The sequence below is a fragment of the uncultured Marinobacter sp. genome, assembly GCF_947488835.1.
In the GTDB taxonomy this organism is placed as follows: domain Bacteria; phylum Pseudomonadota; class Gammaproteobacteria; order Pseudomonadales; family Oleiphilaceae; genus Marinobacter.
Window position 1 is genome coordinate 161,436 of the sequence record NZ_CANLBK010000003.1, and the last position, 24,390, is coordinate 185,825.

The 24,390-nt window shown below is 54.1% G+C and carries 21 protein-coding genes; 13 read left to right on the forward strand and 8 right to left on the reverse strand.

What is annotated here, in order from left to right; all coding sequences use genetic code 11:
* Window positions 1-66: 66 nt before the first annotated feature.
* From Q0824_RS12225 to Q0824_RS12240, 4 genes are all read right to left on the reverse strand, one after another.
* Complete coding sequence (locus Q0824_RS12225) at window positions 67-1,071, reverse strand: TRAP transporter substrate-binding protein (RefSeq protein WP_298451659.1); 1,005 nt, start codon at window positions 1,069-1,071, stop codon at window positions 67-69.
* Window positions 1,072-1,273: 202 nt separating this feature from the next.
* A complete protein-coding gene (locus Q0824_RS12230; RefSeq protein ID WP_298450889.1) occupies window positions 1,274-2,950 on the reverse strand; it encodes a methyl-accepting chemotaxis protein in 1,677 nt (558 codons plus the stop codon).
* A gap of 84 nt (window positions 2,951-3,034) precedes the next feature.
* The gene (locus tag Q0824_RS12235) at window positions 3,035-3,238 is read right to left on the reverse strand and encodes a DUF3565 domain-containing protein (protein WP_298450891.1); all 204 of its coding nucleotides are present in this window, start codon (window positions 3,236-3,238) and stop codon (window positions 3,035-3,037) included.
* 10 nt (window positions 3,239-3,248) lie between these two features.
* On the reverse strand, window positions 3,249-4,118 hold the full coding sequence (locus tag Q0824_RS12240) for a cation diffusion facilitator family transporter (protein WP_298450894.1): 870 nt from the start codon (window positions 4,116-4,118) through the stop codon (window positions 3,249-3,251).
* A 95-nt stretch (window positions 4,119-4,213) separates the two neighbouring features.
* On the opposite strand from Q0824_RS12240, the gene Q0824_RS12245 reads away from it, so the two are divergent.
* Window positions 4,214-5,095, forward strand: a complete 882-nt coding sequence (locus Q0824_RS12245) for a LysR family transcriptional regulator (RefSeq protein WP_298450897.1) — start codon at window positions 4,214-4,216, stop codon at window positions 5,093-5,095.
* Window positions 5,096-5,098: 3 nt separating this feature from the next.
* Here the strand turns inward: Q0824_RS12245 and rarD are convergent, their stop codons facing one another.
* On the reverse strand, window positions 5,099-5,989 hold the full coding sequence (gene rarD / locus Q0824_RS12250) for an EamA family transporter RarD (protein WP_298450900.1): 891 nt from the start codon (window positions 5,987-5,989) through the stop codon (window positions 5,099-5,101).
* A 113-nt stretch (window positions 5,990-6,102) separates the two neighbouring features.
* Between rarD and Q0824_RS12255 the strand changes: the two genes are divergently transcribed.
* Together Q0824_RS12255 and Q0824_RS12260 are read left to right on the forward strand one after the other, a co-directional pair.
* Window positions 6,103-6,483 (forward strand): rhodanese-like domain-containing protein, encoded by a 381-nt coding sequence (locus Q0824_RS12255; protein ID WP_298450903.1) that lies wholly within the window; start codon window positions 6,103-6,105, stop codon window positions 6,481-6,483.
* A gap of 42 nt (window positions 6,484-6,525) precedes the next feature.
* Entirely contained in the window at window positions 6,526-7,506 is a 981-nt protein-coding gene (locus tag Q0824_RS12260; protein ID WP_298450906.1) for a sensor domain-containing diguanylate cyclase, read from the forward strand.
* A gap of 8 nt (window positions 7,507-7,514) precedes the next feature.
* Here Q0824_RS12260 and Q0824_RS12265 read toward each other — a convergent pair whose 3' ends face one another.
* The 3 genes from Q0824_RS12265 to Q0824_RS12275 all read right to left on the reverse strand — a co-directional run bounded on the left by Q0824_RS12265 (window position 7,515) and on the right by Q0824_RS12275 (window position 9,643).
* Entirely contained in the window at window positions 7,515-7,940 is a 426-nt protein-coding gene (locus tag Q0824_RS12265; protein WP_298450909.1) for a hotdog fold thioesterase, read from the reverse strand.
* Window positions 7,941-7,985: 45 nt separating this feature from the next.
* The gene (locus Q0824_RS12270) at window positions 7,986-8,810 is read right to left on the reverse strand and encodes a transporter substrate-binding domain-containing protein (RefSeq protein WP_298450912.1); all 825 of its coding nucleotides are present in this window, start codon (window positions 8,808-8,810) and stop codon (window positions 7,986-7,988) included.
* Window positions 8,811-8,890: 80 nt separating this feature from the next.
* Entirely contained in the window at window positions 8,891-9,643 is a 753-nt protein-coding gene (locus Q0824_RS12275; RefSeq protein WP_298450915.1) for a transporter substrate-binding domain-containing protein, read from the reverse strand.
* Window positions 9,644-9,850: 207 nt separating this feature from the next.
* On the opposite strand from Q0824_RS12275, the gene Q0824_RS12280 reads away from it, so the two are divergent.
* The 10 genes from Q0824_RS12280 (at window position 9,851) to pelG (ending at window position 24,350) form a co-directional block, all read left to right on the forward strand.
* Window positions 9,851-10,534 carry a type 1 glutamine amidotransferase domain-containing protein gene (locus Q0824_RS12280; RefSeq protein WP_298450918.1) on the forward strand — a complete coding sequence of 228 codons (684 nt, stop codon included), beginning with the start codon at window positions 9,851-9,853 and terminating at the stop codon, window positions 10,532-10,534.
* 137 nt (window positions 10,535-10,671) lie between these two features.
* Window positions 10,672-11,400 (forward strand): flagellar motor protein MotA, encoded by a 729-nt coding sequence (locus tag Q0824_RS12285; RefSeq protein ID WP_298450920.1) that lies wholly within the window; start codon window positions 10,672-10,674, stop codon window positions 11,398-11,400.
* Window positions 11,397-12,443, forward strand: coding sequence for a peptidoglycan -binding protein (locus Q0824_RS12290; RefSeq protein ID WP_298450922.1), 1,047 nt, complete (start codon window positions 11,397-11,399; stop codon window positions 12,441-12,443). Before Q0824_RS12285 ends, Q0824_RS12290 begins: the two co-directional genes overlap by 4 nt.
* Before the next feature lie 142 nt (window positions 12,444-12,585).
* On the forward strand, window positions 12,586-15,363 hold the full coding sequence (locus tag Q0824_RS12295) for an endo alpha-1,4 polygalactosaminidase (protein ID WP_298450924.1): 2,778 nt from the start codon (window positions 12,586-12,588) through the stop codon (window positions 15,361-15,363).
* Between the two features lie 3 nt (window positions 15,364-15,366).
* Window positions 15,367-18,573: a tetratricopeptide repeat protein gene (locus Q0824_RS12300; protein WP_298450926.1), complete on the forward strand. Its 3,207-nt coding sequence runs from the start codon at window positions 15,367-15,369 to the stop codon at window positions 18,571-18,573.
* Between the two features lie 14 nt (window positions 18,574-18,587).
* Window positions 18,588-19,118 (forward strand): hypothetical protein, encoded by a 531-nt coding sequence (locus Q0824_RS12305; protein ID WP_298450929.1) that lies wholly within the window; start codon window positions 18,588-18,590, stop codon window positions 19,116-19,118.
* 6 nt (window positions 19,119-19,124) lie between these two features.
* Window positions 19,125-20,459: a PelD GGDEF domain-containing protein gene (locus Q0824_RS12310; protein ID WP_298450933.1), complete on the forward strand. Its 1,335-nt coding sequence runs from the start codon at window positions 19,125-19,127 to the stop codon at window positions 20,457-20,459.
* Window positions 20,456-21,439, forward strand: coding sequence for a HEAT repeat domain-containing protein (locus Q0824_RS12315; RefSeq protein WP_298450935.1), 984 nt, complete (start codon window positions 20,456-20,458; stop codon window positions 21,437-21,439). Before Q0824_RS12310 ends, Q0824_RS12315 begins: the two co-directional genes overlap by 4 nt.
* Window positions 21,436-22,974 carry a GT4 family glycosyltransferase PelF gene (pelF, locus tag Q0824_RS12320; protein ID WP_298450939.1) on the forward strand — a complete coding sequence of 513 codons (1,539 nt, stop codon included), beginning with the start codon at window positions 21,436-21,438 and terminating at the stop codon, window positions 22,972-22,974. Before Q0824_RS12315 ends, pelF begins: the two co-directional genes overlap by 4 nt.
* Window positions 22,974-24,350 (forward strand): exopolysaccharide Pel transporter PelG, encoded by a 1,377-nt coding sequence (gene pelG, locus Q0824_RS12325; protein WP_298450942.1) that lies wholly within the window; start codon window positions 22,974-22,976, stop codon window positions 24,348-24,350. The genes pelF and pelG overlap by 1 nt, the downstream gene beginning before the upstream one ends.
* Window positions 24,351-24,390: the final 40 nt, after the last annotated feature.

The following is a 24,390-nucleotide window of genomic DNA, read 5'->3' on the forward strand; positions in this document are numbered from 1 at the left end:
TCATGGGATTGTTCTGCAATGAGAGCACCCTGTCCACCTCAGTAGCCAGGGTGCAGTGTAGCGGGGTCAGTCGGTGGCAATACTGTTCAGGTAGGCTTTATCGGAAATATTGGTCCACTGTCGAACCTGTTTCAGATAGTCACGCTGGGAATTTATGATCTCTTTTGCAAGATCATCCTTCTCGGCAGCCTCAGCCAACAACTTGTTTGTTGCATCACGCATGGCGTTGATGACTTCCGGCGGGAACGTCTTGTGGGTCACGTTCGGGTAGTCTTCTTTCATCCGGTCCCAGGCCACGCCGCTTTCGTGGGTGGTCTGAATATACATGTCGTAAGCCGCTGTGCGCATGGCGATGCGAAGGATTGCCTGCAGATCTTCCGGCAGCTTTTTCCAGGTTTTATCGTTGATCAGGAACTGTACTTCTGCACCCGGCTCCTGCCAGCCAGAATAGTAATACTTGGCGATCTGGTGGAAGCCCATGGGGAAGTCCAAAGCCGGCCCGACCCATTCCACAGCGTCCACAGTGCCACGCTCAAGTGCGGTGTATAGCTCACCGGGGGGCAAATTGGTAACGGCAACGCCCAACTCGGCCATCACTTCGCCGGCAAACCCGGGCGTGCGCATTTTCAGGCCTTTGAGATCTGCGACCGAATTGATTTCCTTGTTAAACCATCCGCCCATCTGGTTACCAGTGTTGCCACCCGGAAAGGACATCAGACCGAAAGGTTCATAAACCTTCTGCATCAGCTCCATGCCCTGATCGTGATAGAACCAGGCGTACATTTCAGGCGCAATCATGCCAAAGGGCACGGTGGTGAAGTACATGGCGTTTGGAATGGTGCCCTTATAATAATAAGAGGCCGTGTGGCCCATGTCGTATTGGCCATTGCGCACCAGATCAAAAATACCGAAAGGCGCTTTGTGCTTGTTGGCGCTATCTATGCGGATTTTCAAGCGGCCACCGGACATCTCTTCGGCCATCTTCGCCATGTTTGTGGTGGTTTCACCCAAAATCGGCGAGTTCGGCCCCCAGGTTTGCGCAAGTCGTAGCGTATAGTTATCTGCAGCCATGCCAAAAGAGCTAACAGTAAGCAGCAGCGTTACCGCTACCATCTTGAACAGACGTGTCATCATCGTTAACACCATTTATTTTGTTGCGTTGTTATCGTTTGAACGCCTGCAATACTAGCCCGTGATCAACCTCTTCGCCATGAGCAACGCTCAAATACACTCTGAACGATCTGTACCTGTTTTCAAAATTCCCAGCCCATCGTTAAACCTTGAACTGGCTTACAAGATCCCGCAAATTCTCGCCCAACCGAGCCAGTTCATTGCTGGCCTCATTAGTCTGGGTAACGCCTGCATCACTGCGCTGTGCTGCTTCTACAATACGCACCACATTTTGGTTAATTTCCTCGGCCACTTGGCTTTGTTGCTCTGCAGCCGCGGCGATCTGGGTAACCTGGTCGTGAATCTGACCTACCGATTTCTCGATAGTCGTCAGGGCACCGGCCGCATGGTTGATACGCTCAACCGTCTCCGATGAATGATCGCGAGATTGATTCATCCGCTCAACGGCAGAAAGTGACTCACTCACAAAGCCATCAATCATTTCCCGAATTTGATCTGCAGACTCTGCACTGCGTCTCGCCAACTGCCGAACCTCATCCGCAACGACAGAGAAGCCCCTACCGTGATCGCCAGCTCGGGCAGCTTCGATAGCAGCGTTCAAAGCCAGCAAGTTCGTCTGCTCAGTGACTGCATGAATTACGTCCAGAACTTGCTGGATATCATCAGACTTCTCAGCAAGAGCATTGATACTTTGAGCGCTTTTCAGAATCTCTTCAGATAGTTTATTCACAGCACCCTGGGCATTGGTAATGGTCTCACCACCATCGCGAGCCATGCGGTCAGCATTAGATGCGGCACTCTCAACTTCGTTGGCATTACCGGCGATTTGTTGAATGGTTGCAGCCATCTCGTTAATTGCAGACGCAATCTGGTCTGTTTCCGCTCCCTGCTCCTGCACAGACGCGCGCGTTTCATTCGCCACACGGCTCAATTCTTCCGCGGCAGAAGCCACCTGATCTGTTGTGGAGCCGACTTCCTGAATCGTTGTCTGGATTTTGATTACGAACGCATTAAATCGGCGTCCCAATTCAGCGAGCTCATCCGTGCCTGCATCAGGCAAACGCTGGCGAAGATCACCGTCACCATCAGCAATTTCTTGCATCATATCGCTGACGTTCTTAAGTGGGCGGGTAACCGTGCGGCCAACAAATACGCCGACCAATATCGAAACGGCCACTACGGCTAGGGTCACCAAAACTCCAAACCAAATGGTGCGGGCGATACTTGCTTCAATCTCTACACGAGCGGAAGCTACTTGCCTCTCTATGTCGGTTACATACACACCCGCTGCTATTAACCAATCCCATTCCGGTATGACGGCAGCGTAACTAATTTTGGGCTCTTCATTACCTGAGGCAGGATTCGACCAGCTATATGAGTAATAACCATCGGATTCGACCGCCCGGAACAGTTGCGACAACACTCTGGCGAACGCGGGGCCGGCTTGTGTACCCTCGATAGAGGGATCAGGTGAATAGGAGACAGCTTGCCCTGAACGGTCGAAGGCAAACACATAGTTATTTTTTTCAAACCGGACTGCCCGCAGCCTGTCTGCCGCCGTCTTTTTAGCTTGGCGCTCTGTCAGCTCGGGGTTGCTTCTAGCCTCCTCCACTACAGCCTTCGCTGCATCAACAAGGTTTTTAAGGCCTTGTTTTCGGGACACCATAAGGCTTGATTCAAGCCGCTTTAGCTCAGCTTCTCCACCGGCTTGGATTTGACTGACAGCAACCCAGGAAACCGTGACAGCCGTCGCCAAAACAGGTATTAGCACGGCAAGGAGCAGGCGGGTTCGAATGCGCAGGGAGTTCAAAAACGTCATGGAGGCAGTTCCTGATGATTAAGTCGGTTTGTGTATTATCGACCAAACCCTCGATACCTTGAATACGACTTAACGAGGAGCTTATCAAAAATCTGGTGGTGCTCCCTCGTTACACTTACGGCAGTCGAGCTCAAAACCCAGCATGGAGCGCCGCCCCTCTTCGGTGATCACCCAGGGCCGGTTGACCCAGGGTGGCGTGTGGCGCACGTGTTGATTATGGCCACAAGCCAACCGGGCGACCCAATGGTCTTCTTCATCTTTATGGTAGGCGGTTATCGGTTGTTTCATACCGCCTAGGTTAACTGACCAGGCTGCGGATAAAAATCGCCGGGCGCACCGGAAGATCCGACAGGTGTTTTAGCAGACTCCGCTTCAAGCGCTCAGTGCGCCCCGGCCAGTTGACAGGGAGACTGATTTCCATCATCAGGTTGGGGCCAACTTTCGCCATTTTCACCTGATCCGGATCAAGCCCCACAGAGCTAAGGGCCTCATGAACTTCTTCTGCAAATTCTGCTGGGGGCGCGGCCAGCAAAAGCTCGCGCACGGCACCGATGGTCATCTTCACGGGTACAATTATGAAATAGGCGGAGATAGCAATCATCATCACCGGGTCGGCATACACAGCCCATGCGGACCAAGCGCTCTGCTCCAACCACCAGGCTATTCCAAACCCCATCAGCACGGCTGCACTGAGTACAGAATCCATAAACCACTGACCCTGCTCTGCAACCAGTAAGCCCGAAGACTGGCGACGCTCGGCCCACTTCAGGTACACCCAAACGGCGGCACACCCCAAAACACTCACGCCAGCAAACACCAGCGCTTTGTCGGCACTCACCGCGCGACCACCTTCAAGCATCGCAGCAATGGCAGAGGCCAGAGACAGTACACACACCAGCGTTATCACCAAGCCTTTAATAGCAATTACCAAAGGCTCAACCGCTCCGCGGCCGAACGGGTATTCTTTACTGGCGGGGCGGCGAATAATCCGCGCAGCGTATAGTGACAGCAGCGACAGCAACAGGCTGACCAGTGAATAGGCGCCGTCAAACAGAATAACCAGCGAATCAATCCACAAACCCCAAGTAATACCGGCCAGAGCAAACAAACCAGCAGCTACCGCAGACAAACTCAGCGCCATGTTTTCCCGCGCTATAAACTTAAACATTTTGATCTCCCGTGAATTACCAGCATATTATCGCCACATAACTGACAGTGTGAGTCGGTCACCGACGGAAAAACCGGCGGAACGGGAGATTTCTTTTGAAAACATCGCAAATACAGGTTTTTCTGGCCGTGGTTCGCAATGGCACCATCGCCGCTGCGGCCCGGGAACTCAACCGAAGCCGCACCACTGTGAGCACCGCTCTCGCTGCGCTGGAAGACGAACTGGGCGTGGCATTGTTTGAGCGCAGCGGCAATCAGTTGCAATTGACCACCATCGGCCAAGCCATAGTGACCGATTGCCGCCGATTTGATCAGGTCGCCGGGCAGATTTTTGCACGCTGCCAGCACCATCTCAGTGGTGCCGAGTCGGTTTTGCGCATAGCCCGGGACGATTCAATTCCAGAGCCTGTGTGGCGCGATCTTCTGCGCCGGCTCAAGATCCGCTTTCCGCAGACCAGTCTTTCTGTTTATCTGGCCACACCCCGGGAGCTGCCGCCTCTGGTCAAAAGCCAGTCCGTGGATGTGGCCTACGGGCTTATGCCTGCGCTGGCAAGCGAGGGCTATCAATGGTTTCGTGAGCTTGCCGATGTGCGCATGCTCACGGTAGCGGCACCGGATCATCCACTGAGCCAACTGAAGCGGGTAACCCAGGACGACCTCATCAGCTTTACCGAAGTCACACTGGCGTTTATGGAAAACGATCGGCTGGAAGCCGAGTCTCCGGAAACAGCCAACTACCTGGCTTTCACCATGTACGAGCTCATCCGGGATGCGGTAATTGATGGTGCCGGGTGGGCAGATCTGCCCCTGCCCCTGATTGCAGATGCCTTGGAACAGGAAAAGCTCAAGGTTGTTCACCATCGCAGTGCCCGCTGGTGGAAAGTATTCAGCGCACTGGAATCCGAGCAGGCGCAAGGCGGCGCCGTTGTGGGCTGGCTGGCTGAAGAGCTGGAGCAATATCTGGAAACAATGGAGTAAGCCCTACTGCGCGACTGGCCGGCTGCGCCCTGCCCAGGCAGACCATGAATACATTGCCAGAGCTATCCAGATCATCACAAAGCTCGTCAGCTTTTCAGGGCTAAGCGGTTCGCTGAATACCAGTAGCGCGATCAAAAACTGGATGGTTGGGTTGATGTACATAAGAAAGCCAACGGTGGAAAGCCGCAACCTTCTGGCAGCACCGGCAAAGGCCAACAGGGGAACCGCCGTAACTATGCCGCTGGAGAGCAACAAGAGCGTGGTTTCAGTGCTGCCCCCGAAGTGGGAAACCCCGGCGTAACTGAGTGTCGCAAGGGCAAGAAGGCCAACCGGCAACAGCAGAAGCGTTTCCACAAACAGGCCCGAAAGCCCATCCAGGGCTACCTGTTTGCGGAGCAGGCCATAGGTTCCAAAACTGAACGCCAGCACCAGTGTGATCCAGGGCACCACGCCCAGCAGGAACAATTGATACAGAATCGCAATAGTGGCCAGCACCACTGCTACTATCTGAAGCCGGGAAATGCTCTCTTTTAGCACCAACATCCCCAGCCCAACGTTTACCAGTGGCGTAAGGAAGTAGCCAAGACTTGCCTGCAGCACCTGCCGGCTTTCCACGGCGTAGATGTACACACCCCAGTTAATAGCGATAAGCACCGCGCAGCCGAGAACGTAGCCAAGTTTCGATGGGCGCGCCAGCGCGGATTTCACCGGCGGCCAGCGTTTGAGAAAGGTAACAATCACGGCCAGAAACACGCAGGACCAAAGCACCCGGTGAATCACCACCTCCCAGGCTGGCACCCCTTCAAACAGCGCAAAATACAGCGGGAAACAGCCCCACATAATGTATGCAGACAGACCGTACGCAACGCCTTTACTGGTTTCCGGCAGGGCCATTAAATAGCTTCCTCACTATGCTTTGCTGGTGAATTTAACACACCTGAAGGGTTACGCACCTTGGTAATATGTCTTAGTCTGACCAAACACCCTTATAGTAGAGAGAACCTGTTATGAAAACCGCCCAGGATTTTGTTGCAGAAGCAAAACAGCAAATTCAGGAAATTTCCCTCGATCAAGCTGACCGCGCCATTCAAGCTGCAGATCTGCTATTGGACGTTCGCGATGGCGACGAATATCGGCAAAGCCACATTCCCCAAGCCACAAACATTTCCCGGGGCACGCTGGAGTTTAAATTCAGTAACGACCCTACGCTGGCAAACCGGGACATGAAAATTGTTCTGTATTGCAAAACCTCAGGTCGTTCAGCGCTGAGCGCAAAAGCCTTGAAGGAAATGGGCTATCTGCATGTTCAATCGATTGAAGGCGGGTTTGATGCCTGGCAGGAAGCCGGCAAACCCATTGCCAAGCGGGAATTGCCATCGTTTGATTGATCACTGATATACTGCGCCGAAAACTCACACGAACTGACGCCGATGACTACCCATAAAGCCAGGAATCGCATTCCGTCCAGAAATGTTGATGTCGATCATTCAACGTCTCTGGCTGCTGAAGAATCTACTGCGCCAGCAGGGCTTCAGACGATTCTCGACAATCTTGACGCTCTGGTTTATGTGGCAGACTTCGAAACTCACGAACTGCTCTACATGAATGCTTATGGCAGCAACATCCTAGGCAGCTTTCCAGAAGGGCAGAAGTGCTGGCAAATGCTGCAAAACACTGATGGCCCATGCAGTTTCTGCACAAACCACCTGCTGATTGACAGCTCGGGGGCCGCAACAGGCATTCATGTATGGGAATTCCAGAACCGGGTAGACAAGCGCTGGTATCAGTGCCGTGATCAAGCCATTGAGTGGACAGATGGCCGCCTGGTTCGCCTGGAAATTGCCACCGATATTACCGACCGAAAGCACATGGAAGTAGCTCTTCAGGATGCCCAGCAGGCAGCAGAAAAAGCATCCCTGCAGGATGAACTGACGCTCCTGAACAATCGGCGGGCTTTTTTCCAGTTTGGTGAACAACTCCTGCAACAGGCAAAACGAAGCCAGACACCTGTCGCCGCGATTATGTTCGATCTGGACCACTTCAAACAAATCAACGACAGCTTTGGCCACGAGGCCGGAGACGAGGTTCTCAGAGAGATCGGCAACCTGCTAAGGACCAGAGGGCGGGCATCTGACATAACCGCTCGCATCGGCGGCGAAGAGTTTGCACTGTTACTGCCTGACACCCATCAAGATCAAGCTCTGGAGCTGGCGGAACTGTTACGTCAAGCACTCCAGGCGCTCCGAGTTCAGTACAAACACGCAGAGTTGAGGCCAACCGCCAGCTTCGGTATCGCCATGCTGTCTAATGATGACGGCCGCCTTGAATCACTGCTTTCACGTGCCGATGAAGCCATGTACCTGTCCAAGGCCAAGGGTCGGGACAATGTCAGCGTACTCCCGCAGCTCTAAACGGCTGGTTACGGCCGTTTGGTAACGGCCATAGTCAGGCGCGAGATACAGGTCGTTTTGCCTTCTTCGTTCGACATGCGAATCTCCCATACCTGGGTTGTGCTGCCAATATGAAGCGCCCTGGCCGTTCCGTACACCCAGCCCTTGGTAGCAGGGCGTATGTGGTTGGCATTGATTTCCAGCCCCACTGCCACGGTACCGGGATCTTTCAAGCAGCAATTTGCCGCCATGCTGCCCAGCGTTTCCGCCAAAACCACCGATGAACCACCATGCAAAATGCCAAATGGCTGAACCGTGCGCTCATCCACCGGTATCCGGCCTGTGACATAGTCATCACCAACTTCGGTGTATTCAATACCCATGTGGCTGACTGCTGTGTTCATGCTGGCCTTGGCCATTTGCTCAAGATCCGGTGTGCGGGTCCAGATTGCCATACTGATAAAACTCTCTTACGGGTTGAATGAGTTGTCCGGTGGGCGCTATGGCTTAAGGGACATGTAACGGGCAGTATATTCGCTGACAAGTTCGTCCAGGCGGCCTGCGTTAACCAGTGTATACAGTCGATCAGCAATGCGCTCGCGGAGTTCAAACGTGTTGCAGCTTGAATTCTTGGAAAACGTAAAGAAAAGCCCCTCGGTACTGACCGGCACATCCAGGGCTACAAACTCATCCGCCAGCCCCAAGCGTTGCAGCTTCACCTGCCCCTGTAATCGCTCGTACAAAACGTAATCTATGCGCCCGGCAATTGCCATTTCAAAAGACTGCTCTATGGTTCGCACACCAACAATCTGCAAGTTATCTTCCGCATAGCGGTCAAAACCCTGGCCAAAGCTGTTGTTGATCAACGTGCTTCCGCGTTTGCCTTGCAAATCCGGCCAGTGGCGATACTCGAAAACCTTGTCCTTGGGCACCCAAATGGACGCAGCAAGGTTGGTAAAGGGCGGCAGCAGATAGTCCATATACTGGATGCGCTCAGATGTAATAAACGCGCCGGCAACCATATCCAGTTCACCAATCTTGGCAAGGCGCTGAACCCGTGCCCAGGACCCGAGGTTCTGAACTTCAAGTTTCACCCCAAGGGACTCAAGGATTTCTCCCAGTAACGCTGTGACTGCTCCCGTGAGGTGCTCCGGTGCTCCGGGGTCCTCCCATAGAAGCGGTGGATACTCCGGGTTGCCGCTGACGGTCAAGGTTTTGCAGGTGGGCTTTTGCGCTGCGCTGCCCACACAAACAAGCATAAGAGCCAGCAGAAAAGTAACAATTCTGGCAGAGACGGAAAGCGTCTTCTTTTTAAGGGCTAACACGTAAATGACCATCCTGCTCCCGGGCATCAAGCCACCTAAACGGGCCAGACCATAGTATTCTTCTGGCGGGCTCTCTCATATTACTGAGCGTACTGATCCAAATACTTTAGTACCAGATCTTCATAGATGCCCTCGGCCTCAATCAGTTTGAACGCTGCCCTTATATCGTCCTCATACTCCAATACCGGCGACGCTTTGGCAACTGCAATCCATGATCGCTCTCCTGGCACAAAAAAAGGCGATATCTTCACCGGCATACCCAGCTCGCGAAGTGTATAGATGCCAATGAGTTCGGGCACCACAACGACATCTACCCGTCCTTTTTCCATCATCAACATCAAATTCTCATAGCGGGGCGCGGGCTCTTTGCGCAACTGCCCATCGTTATCAAATTTCCGAAAGTAAGTAGAGCCTTCAAGAACTCCGATTGTTTTGCCATAGAGATCCGAATAGCGTTCAATTCGGTTGGCATCGTCAAAATACAGAAACAGTCGACGATCCGCTGGAAACGCCGGAACAACGAAGGTCATATAGGCTTCTCTTTCCGGGGTTTCCCGAGCGCCCAACATTACGTCTACCTCGCCCTTCTGTAACAGATTCAGCACTCTGCGGAAGGGCACTTCCCGATAGTGCGTTTTCCATCCGAGCCGATCCGTGATTTCCTTGAAAATCCCGACGTAAAGGCCTGAGGGCTCGCCGCCCTGTATAATCCGGTATGGCGGCGCGTGATTTGCAGCCACCGTAACCGTCAGGGCACGAACGGTCTCGGTACCTTGTTGTGCTGCGGCAGAAAACGTTATCGCTGCCAGCAAAGCAACAATCAGTAATCGCATTGTTTGTTGTCTCCTGAACACCTTTGCAAATCACTGCAGGCAGTGAAATGCATACAGAGTATAGACGCTCTCAGATCTGCACAGGGCCTGGTTGCGTAAAAAGGCCCAGGTCACTGAGGTTGAATTAACAGCCAGGCAACACAAGACACAGTAACAAGTCTGGTAAAAACAGGTGACTCTCACTTCGCGACAGAAAGGAACGGCTCTATGAAGATCCTTATGGTACTTACGTCACACAGCCAAATGGGCGACACCGGGCATAAAACCGGATTTTGGCTCGAGGAATTCACCGCGCCCTACTATGTATTCCGTGATGCTGGCGCAGACATCACCATCGCGTCGCCAAAAGGCGGCAAACCACCGGTTGACCCTAACAGTGAAGCGGATGACGCGCTAACCGAATCCACCCACCGATTCCAGAAAGATGCCCACGCCAAGGAAGCTCTCGCCAGCACAAAAGTACTGAGCAACGTGGACATGAACGAATTTGACGCCATTTTTTACCCGGGTGGTCATGGCCCGCTGTGGGATCTGGTGAACGACAAAACCTCCATTGCCCTGATCAAGAGCGCCTACGAACAGGACAAAGTAATCGGTGCCGTATGCCATGCACCGGCGGTATTCAAACATGTGGAAATCAAACCAGGCCAGAATCTGGTTGGCGGCAAGCAGGTGACAGGCTTCAGCAACAGTGAAGAAGAGGCGGTTGGCCTGGCAACCATCGTACCTTTCCTGTTGGAGGATATGCTGAAAGAAAATGCCGGAACCTACTCCAAAGGCGACGACTGGGCTCCGCACATCGTTGTGGATGGCAAGTTAATCACTGGCCAGAACCCGGCTTCATCCGAAGGTGCAGCCAAGGCAATGGTGCAGACGCTTCAGCAAGACTGAAACCGTTAACGCAGGCCCCGGCTTGGCGCCATACCTGGCCGGGGCACTTTTGCCACCATGATGTCTGGCAATTAACCATCAAGACTCGCCAGTCTGTGCTAACTTTTGAGGAACATCTCAAAAGGCTGGCTTCTTCCATGAGTAATCCAAAACACACCCTTTTCTGGATGACATTTTTTCTGGCGGTTGTTGCCATTGTCGGCGTGTTGGTCCACAAACCTCTGGCCACCGCGTTTATGGCGAACTGGGTCTTCAACCTGTTAATTGTGGGCGTACTGATTGTCGGCATCGGCCTCACCTATCGGCAGGTATTCGTGCTGTTCCCCGAACTGCGCTGGATTGCCCAGTTCCGCACAGGCCACTCCGGTCTTTCGGTGCTTGAAGAGCCCCGGCTGCTCAAGCCACTGGCACGGCAGCTAGGCGAAGACGCCAAGCGTGATCGTTTCACTCTATCAACCATGTCACTAAGAACCGTTCTGGATGGCATTCATTCAAGAATGGACGAACAGCGGGAAATCACACGCTACTTCATTAACTTGCTGGTGTTTCTCGGCCTGCTCGGAACCTTCTGGGGGTTGCTTGGCACCATCAATGCCGTTGGCGAGGTCATTACCAATCTGGATATGGGTCAGGGTGACTTCGGCAGGGTATTTGCGGATCTTCAGACGGGATTGCTGACGCCCTTGCAGGGTATGGGCACGGCATTCAGCTCATCACTGCTCGGTCTTGGGGGCTCGCTGATCCTGGGTTTTCTCGACATTCAGGCGGGCCACGCCCAGAACCGTTTTTACGACGGCCTGGAGGAGTGGCTAACCGGCGTGACCAACCTGCTAGACCCATTCACTAGCAATGAACGCCAGCCATGATCGGATCCAGGCGCCGCAGCCGAAGCACTACCAACGTATGGCCGGGGTATGTAGACGCATTGTCGGCTCTGCTGATGCTGGTCATCTTCATGTTGTTGATCTACGTGGTCAGCCAGCTTTTCCTGTCTCAAACACTGTCTGACCGCAACTCCGAACTGGCCCGACTGAACCAGCGCCTGAACGAAATATCGCAACTGCTGGGGCTGGAACAGAGCAAAACAGACGCGCTGGAACAACAAATACTCACGGCTCAAAGCAACTTCAGCGACAGCCAGGCTGAGAATCAGAACCTGCAAGACCGCCTGGCAGCCTCTCGCAATCGCCTGATGCAACAGACTGCTGATGCCGAAGCCCGCGCAGAAAGACTGGCGAACATGAATCAGGAGCTGGATGACAAAGACGAACTCTCCGTCAGCCAGCAAAACATGATTCTGCAGCTGTCCAATCAGATTGCATCGCTGCAGAACCAGTTGCGCCAGATAACCGCTGCCTTGAAGCTGCAAAAGGAGATGGCTGCAGATAAAGAAGGCGAGCTGGAGAACGTCAGCCGGCGTCTGAATACGCTGCTGGCTGAGCGCGTCAACGAACTGGAACAGTACCAGTCTGAATTCTTCTCCCGGTTGCGGAACATTCTGGCGGCCAATGAAAACATCCGCGTAGTTGGCGACCGCTTTCTGCTGCCTTCCGAACTGCTGTTCGCTTCCGGCTCAGCCAGCCTGGGCGCTGATGGTAAACGTGAGCTGGATAAGCTGGCCGAGGTGCTGCTGGATGTGGTTAAAACCATCCCCAAAGATCTTGACTGGATTCTGCGCATCGACGGCCACACCGACCTGATTCCCATCAACACACCGCAGTTTCCCTCCAACCGGGAGCTATCAACCGCCCGTGCGGTAGCGGTCGTCCGCTATCTTGCAAATCAGGGTGTGCCCCAAAACCGCATGGTCGCTGCCGGATTTGGCGAGTTCTTCCCGGTTGCGAAAGGCACCGCGCCGGAGGCACTACAGAAAAACCGACGTATCGAAATCAAGCTGACGGACCGATAATGTTTGTCCTTGCCGGCAAACAGAGTTGCCTTGTTCGAAACAGCATAAAGCTATAACCTGCTCAGCATCTGATCAGTTCTTCGTTATTAAGCGCTGGGCAACCACAGCACACCTATTCGCTTTCGATGCACTACTTGCTTACATGATCCGAAACACCCTGTTCGCTTTACTTTTACTGCTACCAGCGTCACTACTAGCCAGTGCTGGGCAGGGCTCTCCCTCAATCCTCAATGTTGGCTTTTATTATGGGCTTGAAGCGCCCATTGGCAGCCTATATGCCTATGATTGGCTGGTGCTGCAACCAACCCAGACCTCCGATGCTCGCTTGGACTTTCTTAACCTGGGCAACACCCGCCCCATTGCCTACCTCAGCGCTGGAGAAATGGCCCACTCTGACCAAGCCATAAAAACCCTGGGCAAAGGTTGGGTATTGGGCGAGAACACGGCCTGGAAGAGCTATGTTCTGGATATCCGAAGGGCTGATGTTCGGGCTTTCATGCTCGACGACGTGGTAACGCCTGCAATGACGCGTGGTTTCAGGGGTGTTTTTCTGGACACGCTCGACAGCCACCTGCTTACCGAAGAAGGCAAAAACAATCAGCAGGCGTTCGCCGATGCCCAGGCGCTACTGATAGCAAAAATCCGCGAACGTTTTCCAGAAAGCCGCATCATCATTAATCGCGGGTTTCATCTGCCCGAGCAGATCCATCAACAGGTTGATGCCCTTGCGTTTGAATCCTGGCGCAACGGCTACGAAGCCGGCGGACGGCGCTACTACCGCACGTCGGAACAAGACCGAGAATGGCTATCTGGCCAACTATCCCATTGGCGCGAGAATCACCCGAACACTCCCATCATTGCGATTGATTACGCTAAAAGCGGCGCTGAGGCGGTTGAGTTGTCTCAGCAGCTGGCACAAGAAGGATTTACGCCCTATGTCTCGGACCACGATCTAAATCGCCTTGGCCCCACACTGCCACCCATTAAGAAACGCCACATTCTGGTGTTTCACGATCTGCCCGAACACCAGGCAGATCAGAGTTCAGCTCACCGGCGCCTTGGCATCCTGTTAGAGCGCTTGGGGCTGGTACCAACTTATCGCTCTATTCTTCAGCCTTTCCTCAACGAACCTCTTGACGATCGTTACCTGGGCGCCGTGGTTTGGCGAGAAACCAACGCAAACGCATCAGCCTTTTGTCGCTGGCTTGGCCAATCACAATCCACAGGCTTCCCGGTCGTTGTCTTTGGGCTCTCCCCCACATCCACCCCCTGCAAAGCCCTGATACAAAGCCGGCGACTGGCAGTCCCGGCTGGCAGCCTGGAACCTGCCGCTGCACACCCTTCTATGGGGAACTTTGAGAGCAAGCGCTTGCCCACAGGCACGCTCACGCCTCTGCCCCAGCCTCGCTTCGCCAGCAGCTGGCTGACGGTTGCAGACTCTTCCAGCAACAACTTCACCCCGGTTTACACCCATCCAACAGGCGGTGTAGCCATTGCGCCGTTCATTTTTGAAATGGGTCCTGATGATCAAGCCTATTGGCGATTTGATCCTTTCGGTTTCCTGAAAGAAGCACTTAAGCTGGACGATTTCCCTGCGATAGACAGCACCACAGAAAGTGGCCGCCGTATCCTCACTGCGCACATTGATGGCGACGGACTGGTATCTCGTGCGGAGCTACCCGGCAGCCCACTGGGATCAGAAGCTATTCAGGAACGAATCTTGAAAGTGTTCGACATCCCGCACACCATCTCGGTAATCGAAGCTGAGACCTCGCCGCAGGGGCTCTTCCCTACTGTTAGCCAAGAGGCAGAAGCCAGCGCCCGGGATATTTTGCGAATGGAGAATATTGAAGTTGCCTCGCATTCCTACAGCCATCCGTTTTTCTGGCAAATGGTTGAAGGCGGCGCTGCCATGGCCCCGGACCCGGAAGACACTCTTTACGGCTACTCGATGGATGTACCTGGCTACACCCCTTCCTTGACCCGGGAAATAGACAGCTCAGTTGCCTACATTAATGAGCGTTTAGCCCCCAAGGACAAACCTGTTTCCGTGTTTCTCTGGACTGGAGATGCCCGCCCGGGGCCTGAGGCATTGAAAGCCACCAGGAAGTTAGGGCTAGTCAACGTAAACGGTGGTGATACGCGCCCGCTGCCTTATGCCTCGGAACTGGCCGGCGTATGGCCTGATGCCCGCCCTGTCGGTGATGAACTCCAGGTGTACGCCGCAACCATGAACGAGAACGTATACACCAACCTGTGGACAGGGCCGTTTTACGGCTTCAGGAATGTGGTTGATACCTTCAAGATTCTGGAAGCCCACAACCGCTTGAAGCCTATCAGTATTTACTACCACTTTTACTCCGGCACCAAACCCGAAGCTTTAAAGGCGCTGAAAGAGGTTTACCAGTACGCCCTTTCGCAGCCGGTTACACCGTTGTATCTCAGCGACTATGCCAAGCGAGTTCAGGGGCAATACTACTCGGCGCTTTTGCAGCAGAGCGAAAACAGTTACCGCTGGCGCGGCATACGGCCACCTTCAACCGTGCGCATTAGTCAAAACCAGTATCCCGATATGGATCACAGTGAAGGCGTGGCGGGCTTTCACGACACTCGCAACCTGCGCTTTGTGCATCTCACGGGTGACAATCCGCTGCTGGTTCTATCTAGTAACCGGCCCACTGGCCCATTACTCGATTCAGCCAATGCTCAGATTGTGAGCTGGCAACGTAATCAGCGTGACGACAACTGGAAAGTACAACTGGAACTAAAGGGGTATCAGCCGCTGGAATTTGTTTTAACAGGCACGTCTCATTGCTCTATGGAAGGTACGCAGCTGTCCATTAGCAAGAAGCCAGAGGGTTTCGTCCAATTCAGCGCCAAAACACAGCATTCCGGCCGCTTCGAATTGGAGTGTGACTAATTAATGCGCCAGCGTAAGCCTGCCTTCTTCAGCCTACCGGCCTTGCTAGCGATGACCGCACTGGTACTGGTTGCGCTCTACCTGCTGTTCCCGCGCCACGCTATTTATGAAGACCCGCGTTACCTCGAATCGCCAGACAGTATTTCCCTTGCTTATCTGGACACTCTGCTTAAATCCGACCCAGACAACCAGACTCTGCGCTTGACCTTGGGCCGAATGCAGCAGAAGGTCGACGAAAACGACCAAGCTCTTGCAACCTTGGCTCCGTTACTGGACAACGCCTCTGTACCACTGCAGGTAATGGCCACCTACCCAGAATTGCTACGTGGTAAATTTTTCAACGCAGAGACAGACGCTGCTCGCGAGCAGGTTCGGAACAGCCTTACATCTGTTCTTGAGCAAGCGCTGGTACAGATCTATTCCGTGGGTGAAAAAGAGGCTCTCATCGCCAGCACTCTGCCACTGCTGAGCACCGAAGAGCAGCTTGCTATCCGCCAGCAACTCTTTGAACTGACTACTGGCACAACCCGCTTGAGAATTGGGCAACAACAAGCCATACAGCAAGAAGGCATGGGCGACCTTGAAGGCGCAAAATATACTCTTGAGTCAATCCAGGGACTGGCTCCACCAAACGAAGCCGCAGCCTTTACGCGCAATCTGATACGTCTGGACTTAGCCACCGGTATGCCGGAATCTGCGCTTGGGCGTTTTCTGGACGCCCACAAAGGGCGCGAGCTAACGGCCCAGGAACTGCGAGAAGGCATGCGCCTCGCTGATCTGGCTGACAAGCCAGAGGTCAGCGCGCCCTGGCTGGCGATGCTGGCTCGAGCTGAACCGACCAACATGGATATCCAGCGCAGACTTCTCCTGCAACAACTGGGGCAAGGTAACATTCGTGAAGCGCTCATTACCGCCCAAGGCATGCAAGACAATGGACGGGATTTGTCCCGCACTGACAGAGAACGCATCGCCCGCCTTTATGAGTGGAACAACCAACCCGCAGAGGCACTGGTTTATTGGCGTGGATTGTTTCTCGACCAACCTCCCGGGAACACATCTTCTCTGGCCTACGACAGGGCAACCAGCCTGGCTGCGAGCCTGTTTAAAGGTCCAGCTCTTATCGAGCTTTATAAAGTTCGCGCCGCACGCGGACAACTTTCCGCTGAAGGCTATAACAATCTTGCCAATGCCCTCATCAGCAACGGCGAATGGAACGATGCTGATCGCTATTTGAATGAAGGCATGTCGCGGTTTCCCAAGAACGTAGCATTGCGCAAGCGCAAATTGGCATTGCTGATAAATAGCCGCCGATTTGCCGAGGCCATCCAGTTGCTGGAAACGGCTCCCGCCCTTAGTGACGAAGAAAGGATTCAACTGGCCAATTTACACTGGCGCCTCAGGGACCCTGAGGCGGCGCTGGCTGTTCTGGACTTCACCCCTTCAGACCCCACTCTGGCGCAAGTGGTCGAGACCATGCACCTGGACCTTGCCCGAATGCTAAACCGCACCGATTTAGTCGAGCACCACTATGACCGGCTTACGGCACTGCCATCTGATTCGCTGACGGTAGAAACAAGGGAGCGACTGATTGGTTATTCATGGCAGTTTGGCTCACCGGAAGAAACCCTGCAGTTGACCCGCCAGCAATACGAGGAAACTGGAGAGGTACGCCATTTGGTCGTCATGGCGGAACTTCAAAGCTCCCTTGGGCTCTACACCGAACTGTCCGAGTCTCTTGAGGAATGGGACAGGCTATCTCCACAGGCGACAAACGACCCCGCATTCTGGCGTTTATCAGCACGGGCACACCAGCAAAACAGCAATCCGCAAGCCGCTCAGAAAGCGTTCCAGGAGGCTGCAAGAATTAGCCCGAATGACACGCGCCTTCTATCCAGCTGGGGCTGGTTTCTGGTCAGCCAGCCTGACCTGTTGCCCGCTCAGCTACCGGCCATCTTATCGATGCTGGCCGACACCCCATCCACGGACACTTTGACCCTGCAAGTCTACGGTCATTTCGCACTGGGTGAGCAAGAGCAGGCCGACGCATGGCTAAGCGTGGCTCGCACGGAACTGAGCAATGATCCAGACCAGCTGCTGGCGCTGTCTGATTACGCCAAAAATTATGGCGCAAAACCACAAGCCGAGGCTGAAGCCGAAGCCCTGAGAAGACGGGCTGTGGAGCTCGCGAACAAACAGGACAACCTGCACCCGGATACAAAAGCTCGGCTCTATTCGGTACTCCGCAATCCCGTTCAGGAGCCTTTTGAACCTCTTTACCAGTTCGACAACCGGGCATTACAGGCAGGCTTCAAAGTACGAGACCTGGGCGGCTTTTCATTAAATGTGGCCGAGGTAACAGGGCAGTTCAGCCACGACCGTTATCGCTGGCTTCTCTCTGCGGAGCAAGCTACAACCAACGATCAGGGACTGCTAAAAGACCGCCCCCAGCCAGGCTCAAGTGGCCGTCTACAATGGCAAACCAACTATTACGATTATCTGGCTGCAGCCGAAGTAGGCACTTACACACTAGCCAACGGTGAACAGCTGAGGGGGTCGCTGGAGCTGACCACTCAGCCTTGGGACAAGGTTACGGCAGGAGCGGCCCTGGCGATGAACGAGCGGGTGACCGACAGCGCAGAGGCTTGGTGGCTGACCTCCGCCAACAGGCTCTCTCTTTCTGCCGGGTTTACGCCCTGGAGCAGGCTGGAGATCAACGGGGAAATTGACTACCTTTCCATCGATGAGGCTTTTGGTGGCCAGATTGGCACTGGCTACGATGCCAACCTGAGGGCCACCTACAGCCTGTTCCGGAGTGACCCCGCCTGGAGAGTTTCCCTGAACTATCAGAGCCGCCAACTTAGCCTTGGCGATAGCTTGTCACCCCAAACTCTGGCCAGGCTGACAGTGCCTCTCTCGCCTGGAGGGCTGTTATCCGAGGATTACCGACGCATCGGGTTCAGCTCCGAGTGGTCCCATGGCGAGCCCCACGCCCTGTACCGGACAACGGCCTCCCCTCGCTACTTTTTAGCACTGGATGGCGGCTATGTTTTATCTACCTCAAATTTCGACTATGGCGCCCGCATGGGCCTTGGCTGGCGTATTGCTGGTGATGACGAGCTGGCGATCTCTGCCGGCTATAGCAGCGACAGTCCGGGCGGGCAAGCCCGCGCAGATGCAAAAATAACCTATACACTCTATCTAGGCCATTAACAGGAGTTTCCATCATGCTCATTCGATACATCACCCTCGGGCTAACACTGGCCTTTCTGGCTGGCTGTTCTGTCATGCAAAGCCAGCAGCAATCTGACCCTGTCGATCTGGACAGCCGCTTTGCGGTAATCCCGCTTGGCAACCTGTCGCAGACGCCTCAGGCTGGTGATCAGGCCGCCAGCATTCTCAGCGCCCTATTGCGCGCCAGGGGTGCAACCGAGGTAGAGCTTTACCTGCCAGCCGATGACAACCCTCTGATTTACGACAACCATGGCAGACAGCAAGAAGCCACCGAAGCTGCGAAGGAAAGCGGCGCCGATATTATCGTGTCAGGCACTGTAGACGAATGGAGATACAAATCCGGTCTGGACGGCGAACCTGCTGTAGGCATTACACTGGTATTCCGAAATGCAGATGACAACTCTGTGATTTGGTCCGGCACCGGAGCCCGCACGGGCTGGGGTCGTGAAGGTGTCACCGTGGCCGGCCACAAGGTGCTTGAAGAACTGCTGGATGAAATGCCTGTTATTGGGACTGCACGTTAAATAGATATGACAACTTCCGACGTGTACGGCGACCTCAACCTCGCCAGCAAAGAAACTGCAGCCTGGGTTAAATGGCTCGAAACCCTCGTTATCACGGGTGCATGTATCGGGGTCGCCTTCTGGCAAAACCCTGAAGACCCTTTGCTAATTAGCGGAGAGTTCCCATGGCTTGCACTGGCATCGCTCATTGCCGGGCTCAGATACGGCTTTTTGATGGCGCTGGTGTCGTCTACCCTGATTTTCGCGGCAGGAGGGCTGTTTCTGCGCGCTGACCTATTACCTGTAACAGCGCCGCCGTACATATGGGGCGTCGGGGTGATGGGCGTTGGCCTGCTCGCAGGAGAGTTTCGGGATTACTGGGACCGTCGGATTGAAAAACTGGTCGCTGCAAACCAGTATCGCCACACCCGTCTTGAAGAATTCACTCGGAACTTCTATCTCCTGAAGGTCTCCCATGACCGCCTCGAACAACAATTAGCCGGCAACTCAAACAGCCTTCGCGAAGCTCTGAGGCGCCTGGATAGCGAAATCTCTCACGCCCAAGGCACTGGGCTAAACCGCGAAACAGGCGAACTGATGATGCGATTACTGGTGCGCTATGGCCAGTTGCAGGTTGCCGGAATCTATACGGTCAGCGAAGGCAAGCTGGCTGAAAGGCCTGTCGCTTCCATCGGTAGTTTTCAGCCTGCACAGACTGACGATCCAATATTGGTCCATGCTCTTCAGGAACAGCAACTGGTCTCGGTTCATACTGAGCACCGGGAAAACCGGAATTCCATGGCAACCAGCCTGCTGCTGGCCCTGCCGCTGATAAACTCTGAAAACACCATGGTCGGAATGGTGACCGTTCAGGCCATGCCATTCTTCAGCTTCCAGCCCAAAACATTGCGCCTGCTTGCCATTATGGCCGGCCACATGGCAGATATGATTCAAGAGCACGCCAAGGTGCCAGGGCAGCCAATAGCCGACTGGCGTCGCTTTGAATTTCAGCTTGCCCGGGTTGCATCTGATGCCCGAAATCACAAACTGTCGTCAATGGTGATTCACTTTACCTTCGCCGACACCGCCACAGCAGTCCAAATCACCCAACGGATGCAGCGAATGCGCCGTGGTCTGGACGTTATCGCGTTCCCGCCGGAAGCACCCGAAACGCAGCTGGTTATTCTATTGCCTTTGACCGACGAACTGGGATGCGCGTCATATCTGCAACGATTGACCGACGACATTCGCCAGCACTCAGGACAAAACCTGACGTCGATAGCGCGTATCCAGCAGCACCAGGTTGGCCCAAAGAGCAATATCGTCAACTGGCTTAACCGTATACAGAAGGCCCATACATGACCGGTTGGCTATTATCGCTAGGGGTCTTTCTAGAGACAGCGGGTATTGCGTCGCTGTTCGTAGACCTGCCGCCTGCCGTTGCTCTGGTTACCTACCTGCTTATACATGCGCTGGCATCTTTGGCGCTCACTCTGGTGTGTTTGCCACTTTTACCAGCCAGTTACCGGAAGAAGAGTCTTCAGGCAGGGCTTTTTCTGTTCACCCTGCAATTTGCCATGCCCATTGTCGGCAGTCTTGGTGTTTTTGGCGGCATCTTGCTGCCCTTGCACCTTCCGCGCAAAACACCCAGCACCCCATGGCAGGAGACACCGATACCGGAGTTGCCCTTTAGCCCTATGGATATGGATCAACAAATGATCCTTAGCGACGGTGGTTTGCGCGAAGTGCTTCGAGAAGCCAGCGCCCCGGAGAAACGCTTGAAAGCTCTGCTGGCCTCCCGGCAGCTGAATGATCGAGAGGCTGTTGGCCTACTTCAGGAGGCCCTCAAAGACCCCTCCGACGATGTCCGGTTGCTGGCGTATTCAATGCTGGAGCAAAAAGAAAAGAAACTGGCCACGCAGGCTCAACGTTTGAAAAAGCTACTGGAGAGGCCTGATCACCCAGAACGCAATTTGCTCGCCCGCCGGCTGGCTCAAACCTGGTGGGAGATTGCCTATCTTGGGCTGGCACAAGGTGGCCTCAAACAGTACTACCTTGAGAATGCTCGCAAGCTGTTAGTAGATCTCACCGGCACAAAATCACAACATAACGACTGGCGGCTGCTGGGTCGGGTAGAGCTTGCGCTGAACAACACCACTGCGGCGGGCGCGGCATTTGAGGCGTCCCTAGCCAACGGGGCACCGCCAGAACTGATTCTTCCGTATCAGGCTGAAATGGCGTTCCTGGCCCGTGACTTTCAAAAAGTTCGCTTTCAACTGGCGAATTGTTCTCGCTACGGTCTACCACCTAACGTTAAAGCAGTGATCGAGGGCTGGTTATGATCGGTCGACAAACCGCGAAAGAAAATCCCGTAGCTGATATTACCTTACTATTGGAAGGCACCTACCCCTTCGTTCGCGGAGGTGTTTCATCCTGGGTGCACCAAATCATTACCGGGTTGCCTCAATATAGTTTTTCGCTGGTTTTTCTGGGCGGCGACCGCAGCCATTACGGCGAACACCAGTATGAACTCCCAGACAACGTTACCCATCTTGAGTGCCATTACCTGATGGATCCGCTTGATGAGGCAAAACCGAGCCCGAGAAAAGGCAACCGCTCAGCCTTCAACGACCAGCGCAAGCTGCATACTCAGTTTCGCCAAAAAGCTCCAATAAAGAAGGGGCTTATGAGTAAAATCTTCAAGGATCTCGGACGCAAAGGCGGCATCAGCAAAGAAGACTTTTTATATAGCCAGGAAAGCTGGAAAGTAATCGGCGAAAGCTACAGCAAGTATTGCACCGATCCGTCGTTCATAGATTATTTCTGGACCATCAAAATCATGCACGGGCCGTTGTTCCGGATTGCGGAAATCGCCCAAAACATCCCGCCCACCCGAGCAGTGCATGCCGTTTCAACCGGCTACGCGGGCTTGATGGGAGCGATGATTCAGGAATCCCGAGGCGTGCCGTACATCCTGACCGAGCATGGAATTTACACCAAAGAGAGAAAAATCGACCTCTCTCAGGCCGACTGGATAAGCGATGTCAGTGACAAGGTCAGCACCAACCTTAACGACCAGCTGGGCTATATCCGGCAGTTATGGATCCGTTTTTTCGAATCTTTGGGCCGCATGTCGTACCAAATGGCCGATCCGATCATCTCGCTCTATCTAGGTAACCAGCAGCGTCAGTTGGCTGATGGCGCAGATCCAGCCCGCACCCACATAATTCCAAACGGGATCGACCCAACACGATTCGAAGGCCCTCTCGCTGCGCGACCAGAAGAAGTGCCAATGGTTATGGGGCTGGTGGGCAGAGTCGTTCCAATCAAGGACATCAAAACGTTTATTCGTGCCATGCGCTCCGTATACGAGGTTATTCCCAATGTGGAAGGCTGGATTGTCGGCCCTGAGGAAGAAGACCCCACCTATGTGACCGAGTGCCGGGAGTTAGTCAGTAGTCTGGGCTTGGAGGGCCACGTTAAGTTTTTGGGCTTCCAGAATGTAAACGATATCCTGCCTCAGCTAGGTTTGATGGTTCTGACCTCGATTTCAGAGGCGCTACCACTGGTCATTCTTGAAGCCCAAGCTGCTGGCTTGCCCTGTTTGGCCACAGATGTAGGCGCGTGCCGCGAGCTTATCGAAGGCGGCACCGGGGAAGACAAAAGCTTGGGGCGCAGTGGCGCGGTAGTACCCATTGCCGACCCTGAGGCGACGGCCAGAGAAGCAATCCGGCTCTTGCTGGACCCGCCCCTCTGGAAAAAGGCGAGTGAAACCGGCCTCACACGGGTAAAACGCTATTACACGCTCGACGCTATGTTTGATTCATATCGCAAGATTTATGACACGGCCCTGATGGCCTCGGATCGGAAAGACTGATGGCAGGCATAGGATTCGAACTCAGGCGCATTCTGAAGCGCGACAACCTGAGCAGCCTGATCGGCGCTTATGGTCTCGCCAGCATTATCAGTTCCGGGCCCTGGGTGCTCTCGGTTCTCGGGGTCATGCTGATTGGTATCGTCAGCCTCACGCTGGCTGTTCGTGATTTGGAAATCGTTCAGTTTCTGGTTTCCGTTACCTACTTGATGGCTATTTCCCTCACGCTTTCCGGGCTTTTTCAGCATGTATTTACCCGCTGGGTGGCCGACCGGCTCTATGAAAAGCGTAATGACCTGATCCTGCCTAATCTGATGGGGGTGCTTTGGCTTTCAACTCTTTTAGCACTGGCCGGCGGGCTTCCTGCCGTCCTGTTTTTGCTGCCCGGCACCAGCACCATGTACAAGCTGCTCATGCTGGCCAACTTTGTAGTGCTCTGTAACCTCTGGCCGGTCACCATTTTCTTGTCAGGGATGAAATCCTATTTCCTGATTGTCGGGCTGTTTGCGGTTGGCTATACCACGGCCATTATAGCCTCGCTGCTGTTGTCAGGTTTTGGCCTCGAAGGCTTGCTTGGTGGCTTGCTGCTAGGCCACGCGCTTTTGCTGTTCAGCTTTCTGTTCACCATCGTTCGCCAATATCCCAGCGATAGCCCGGTAAAGTTCAACTTCACTCGCAGAGCACAGATTTTCCCCGCACTGATTGCCACAGGCTTGCTGTTCAACGCGGCAGTCTGGGCCGATAAGTTTATTTTCTGGTTTCACCCCGACACCTCTCAGCATGTCATCGGAACCCTCAGAGCTTCAGCTATATATGATCTTTCGATCTTCCTGGCCTACCTCGCCATTATTCCAGGCATGGCGGTGTTTCTGGTTCGCATGGAAACCGATTTTTCCGAAGCCTACGATCGCTTTTACACCGCCGTTCGGGAGGGCGACACCCTGGCACGCATCAGCGGCTTCCGGGATGAAATGGTGCGCGTAGCGCGCAGTGGTATCTACGAGATCTTCAAGGTTCAGAGCTTTACGCTGATCATTCTGTTTATCTGGGCCGATGATCTGCTTTCTGCTATTGGCATATCCACTCTGTACCTACCTATGTTCTACATAGATTTGGTAGCCGTTACCATGCAGCTCATTTTACTGGCCATCCAGAACGTTCTTTTTTATCTGGACTCCCGCCAAATAAACGTAACTCTGTGCGCCTTGTTCTTTGCCAGCAACATTGTTTTCACCATCACAACGATCGAGCTCGGCGCCAGCTTCTACGGTTACGGTTATGCTGGTGCTACGTTCCTGTCTTCCGTTATCGGCCTGGCAATGCTTTCCCGCAAGTTCGACCGGCTGGAGTACGAAACCTTCATGCTACAGGGGCGGTAACCCGATACAGTACGTTGACTGATTTCATGACATCATTACG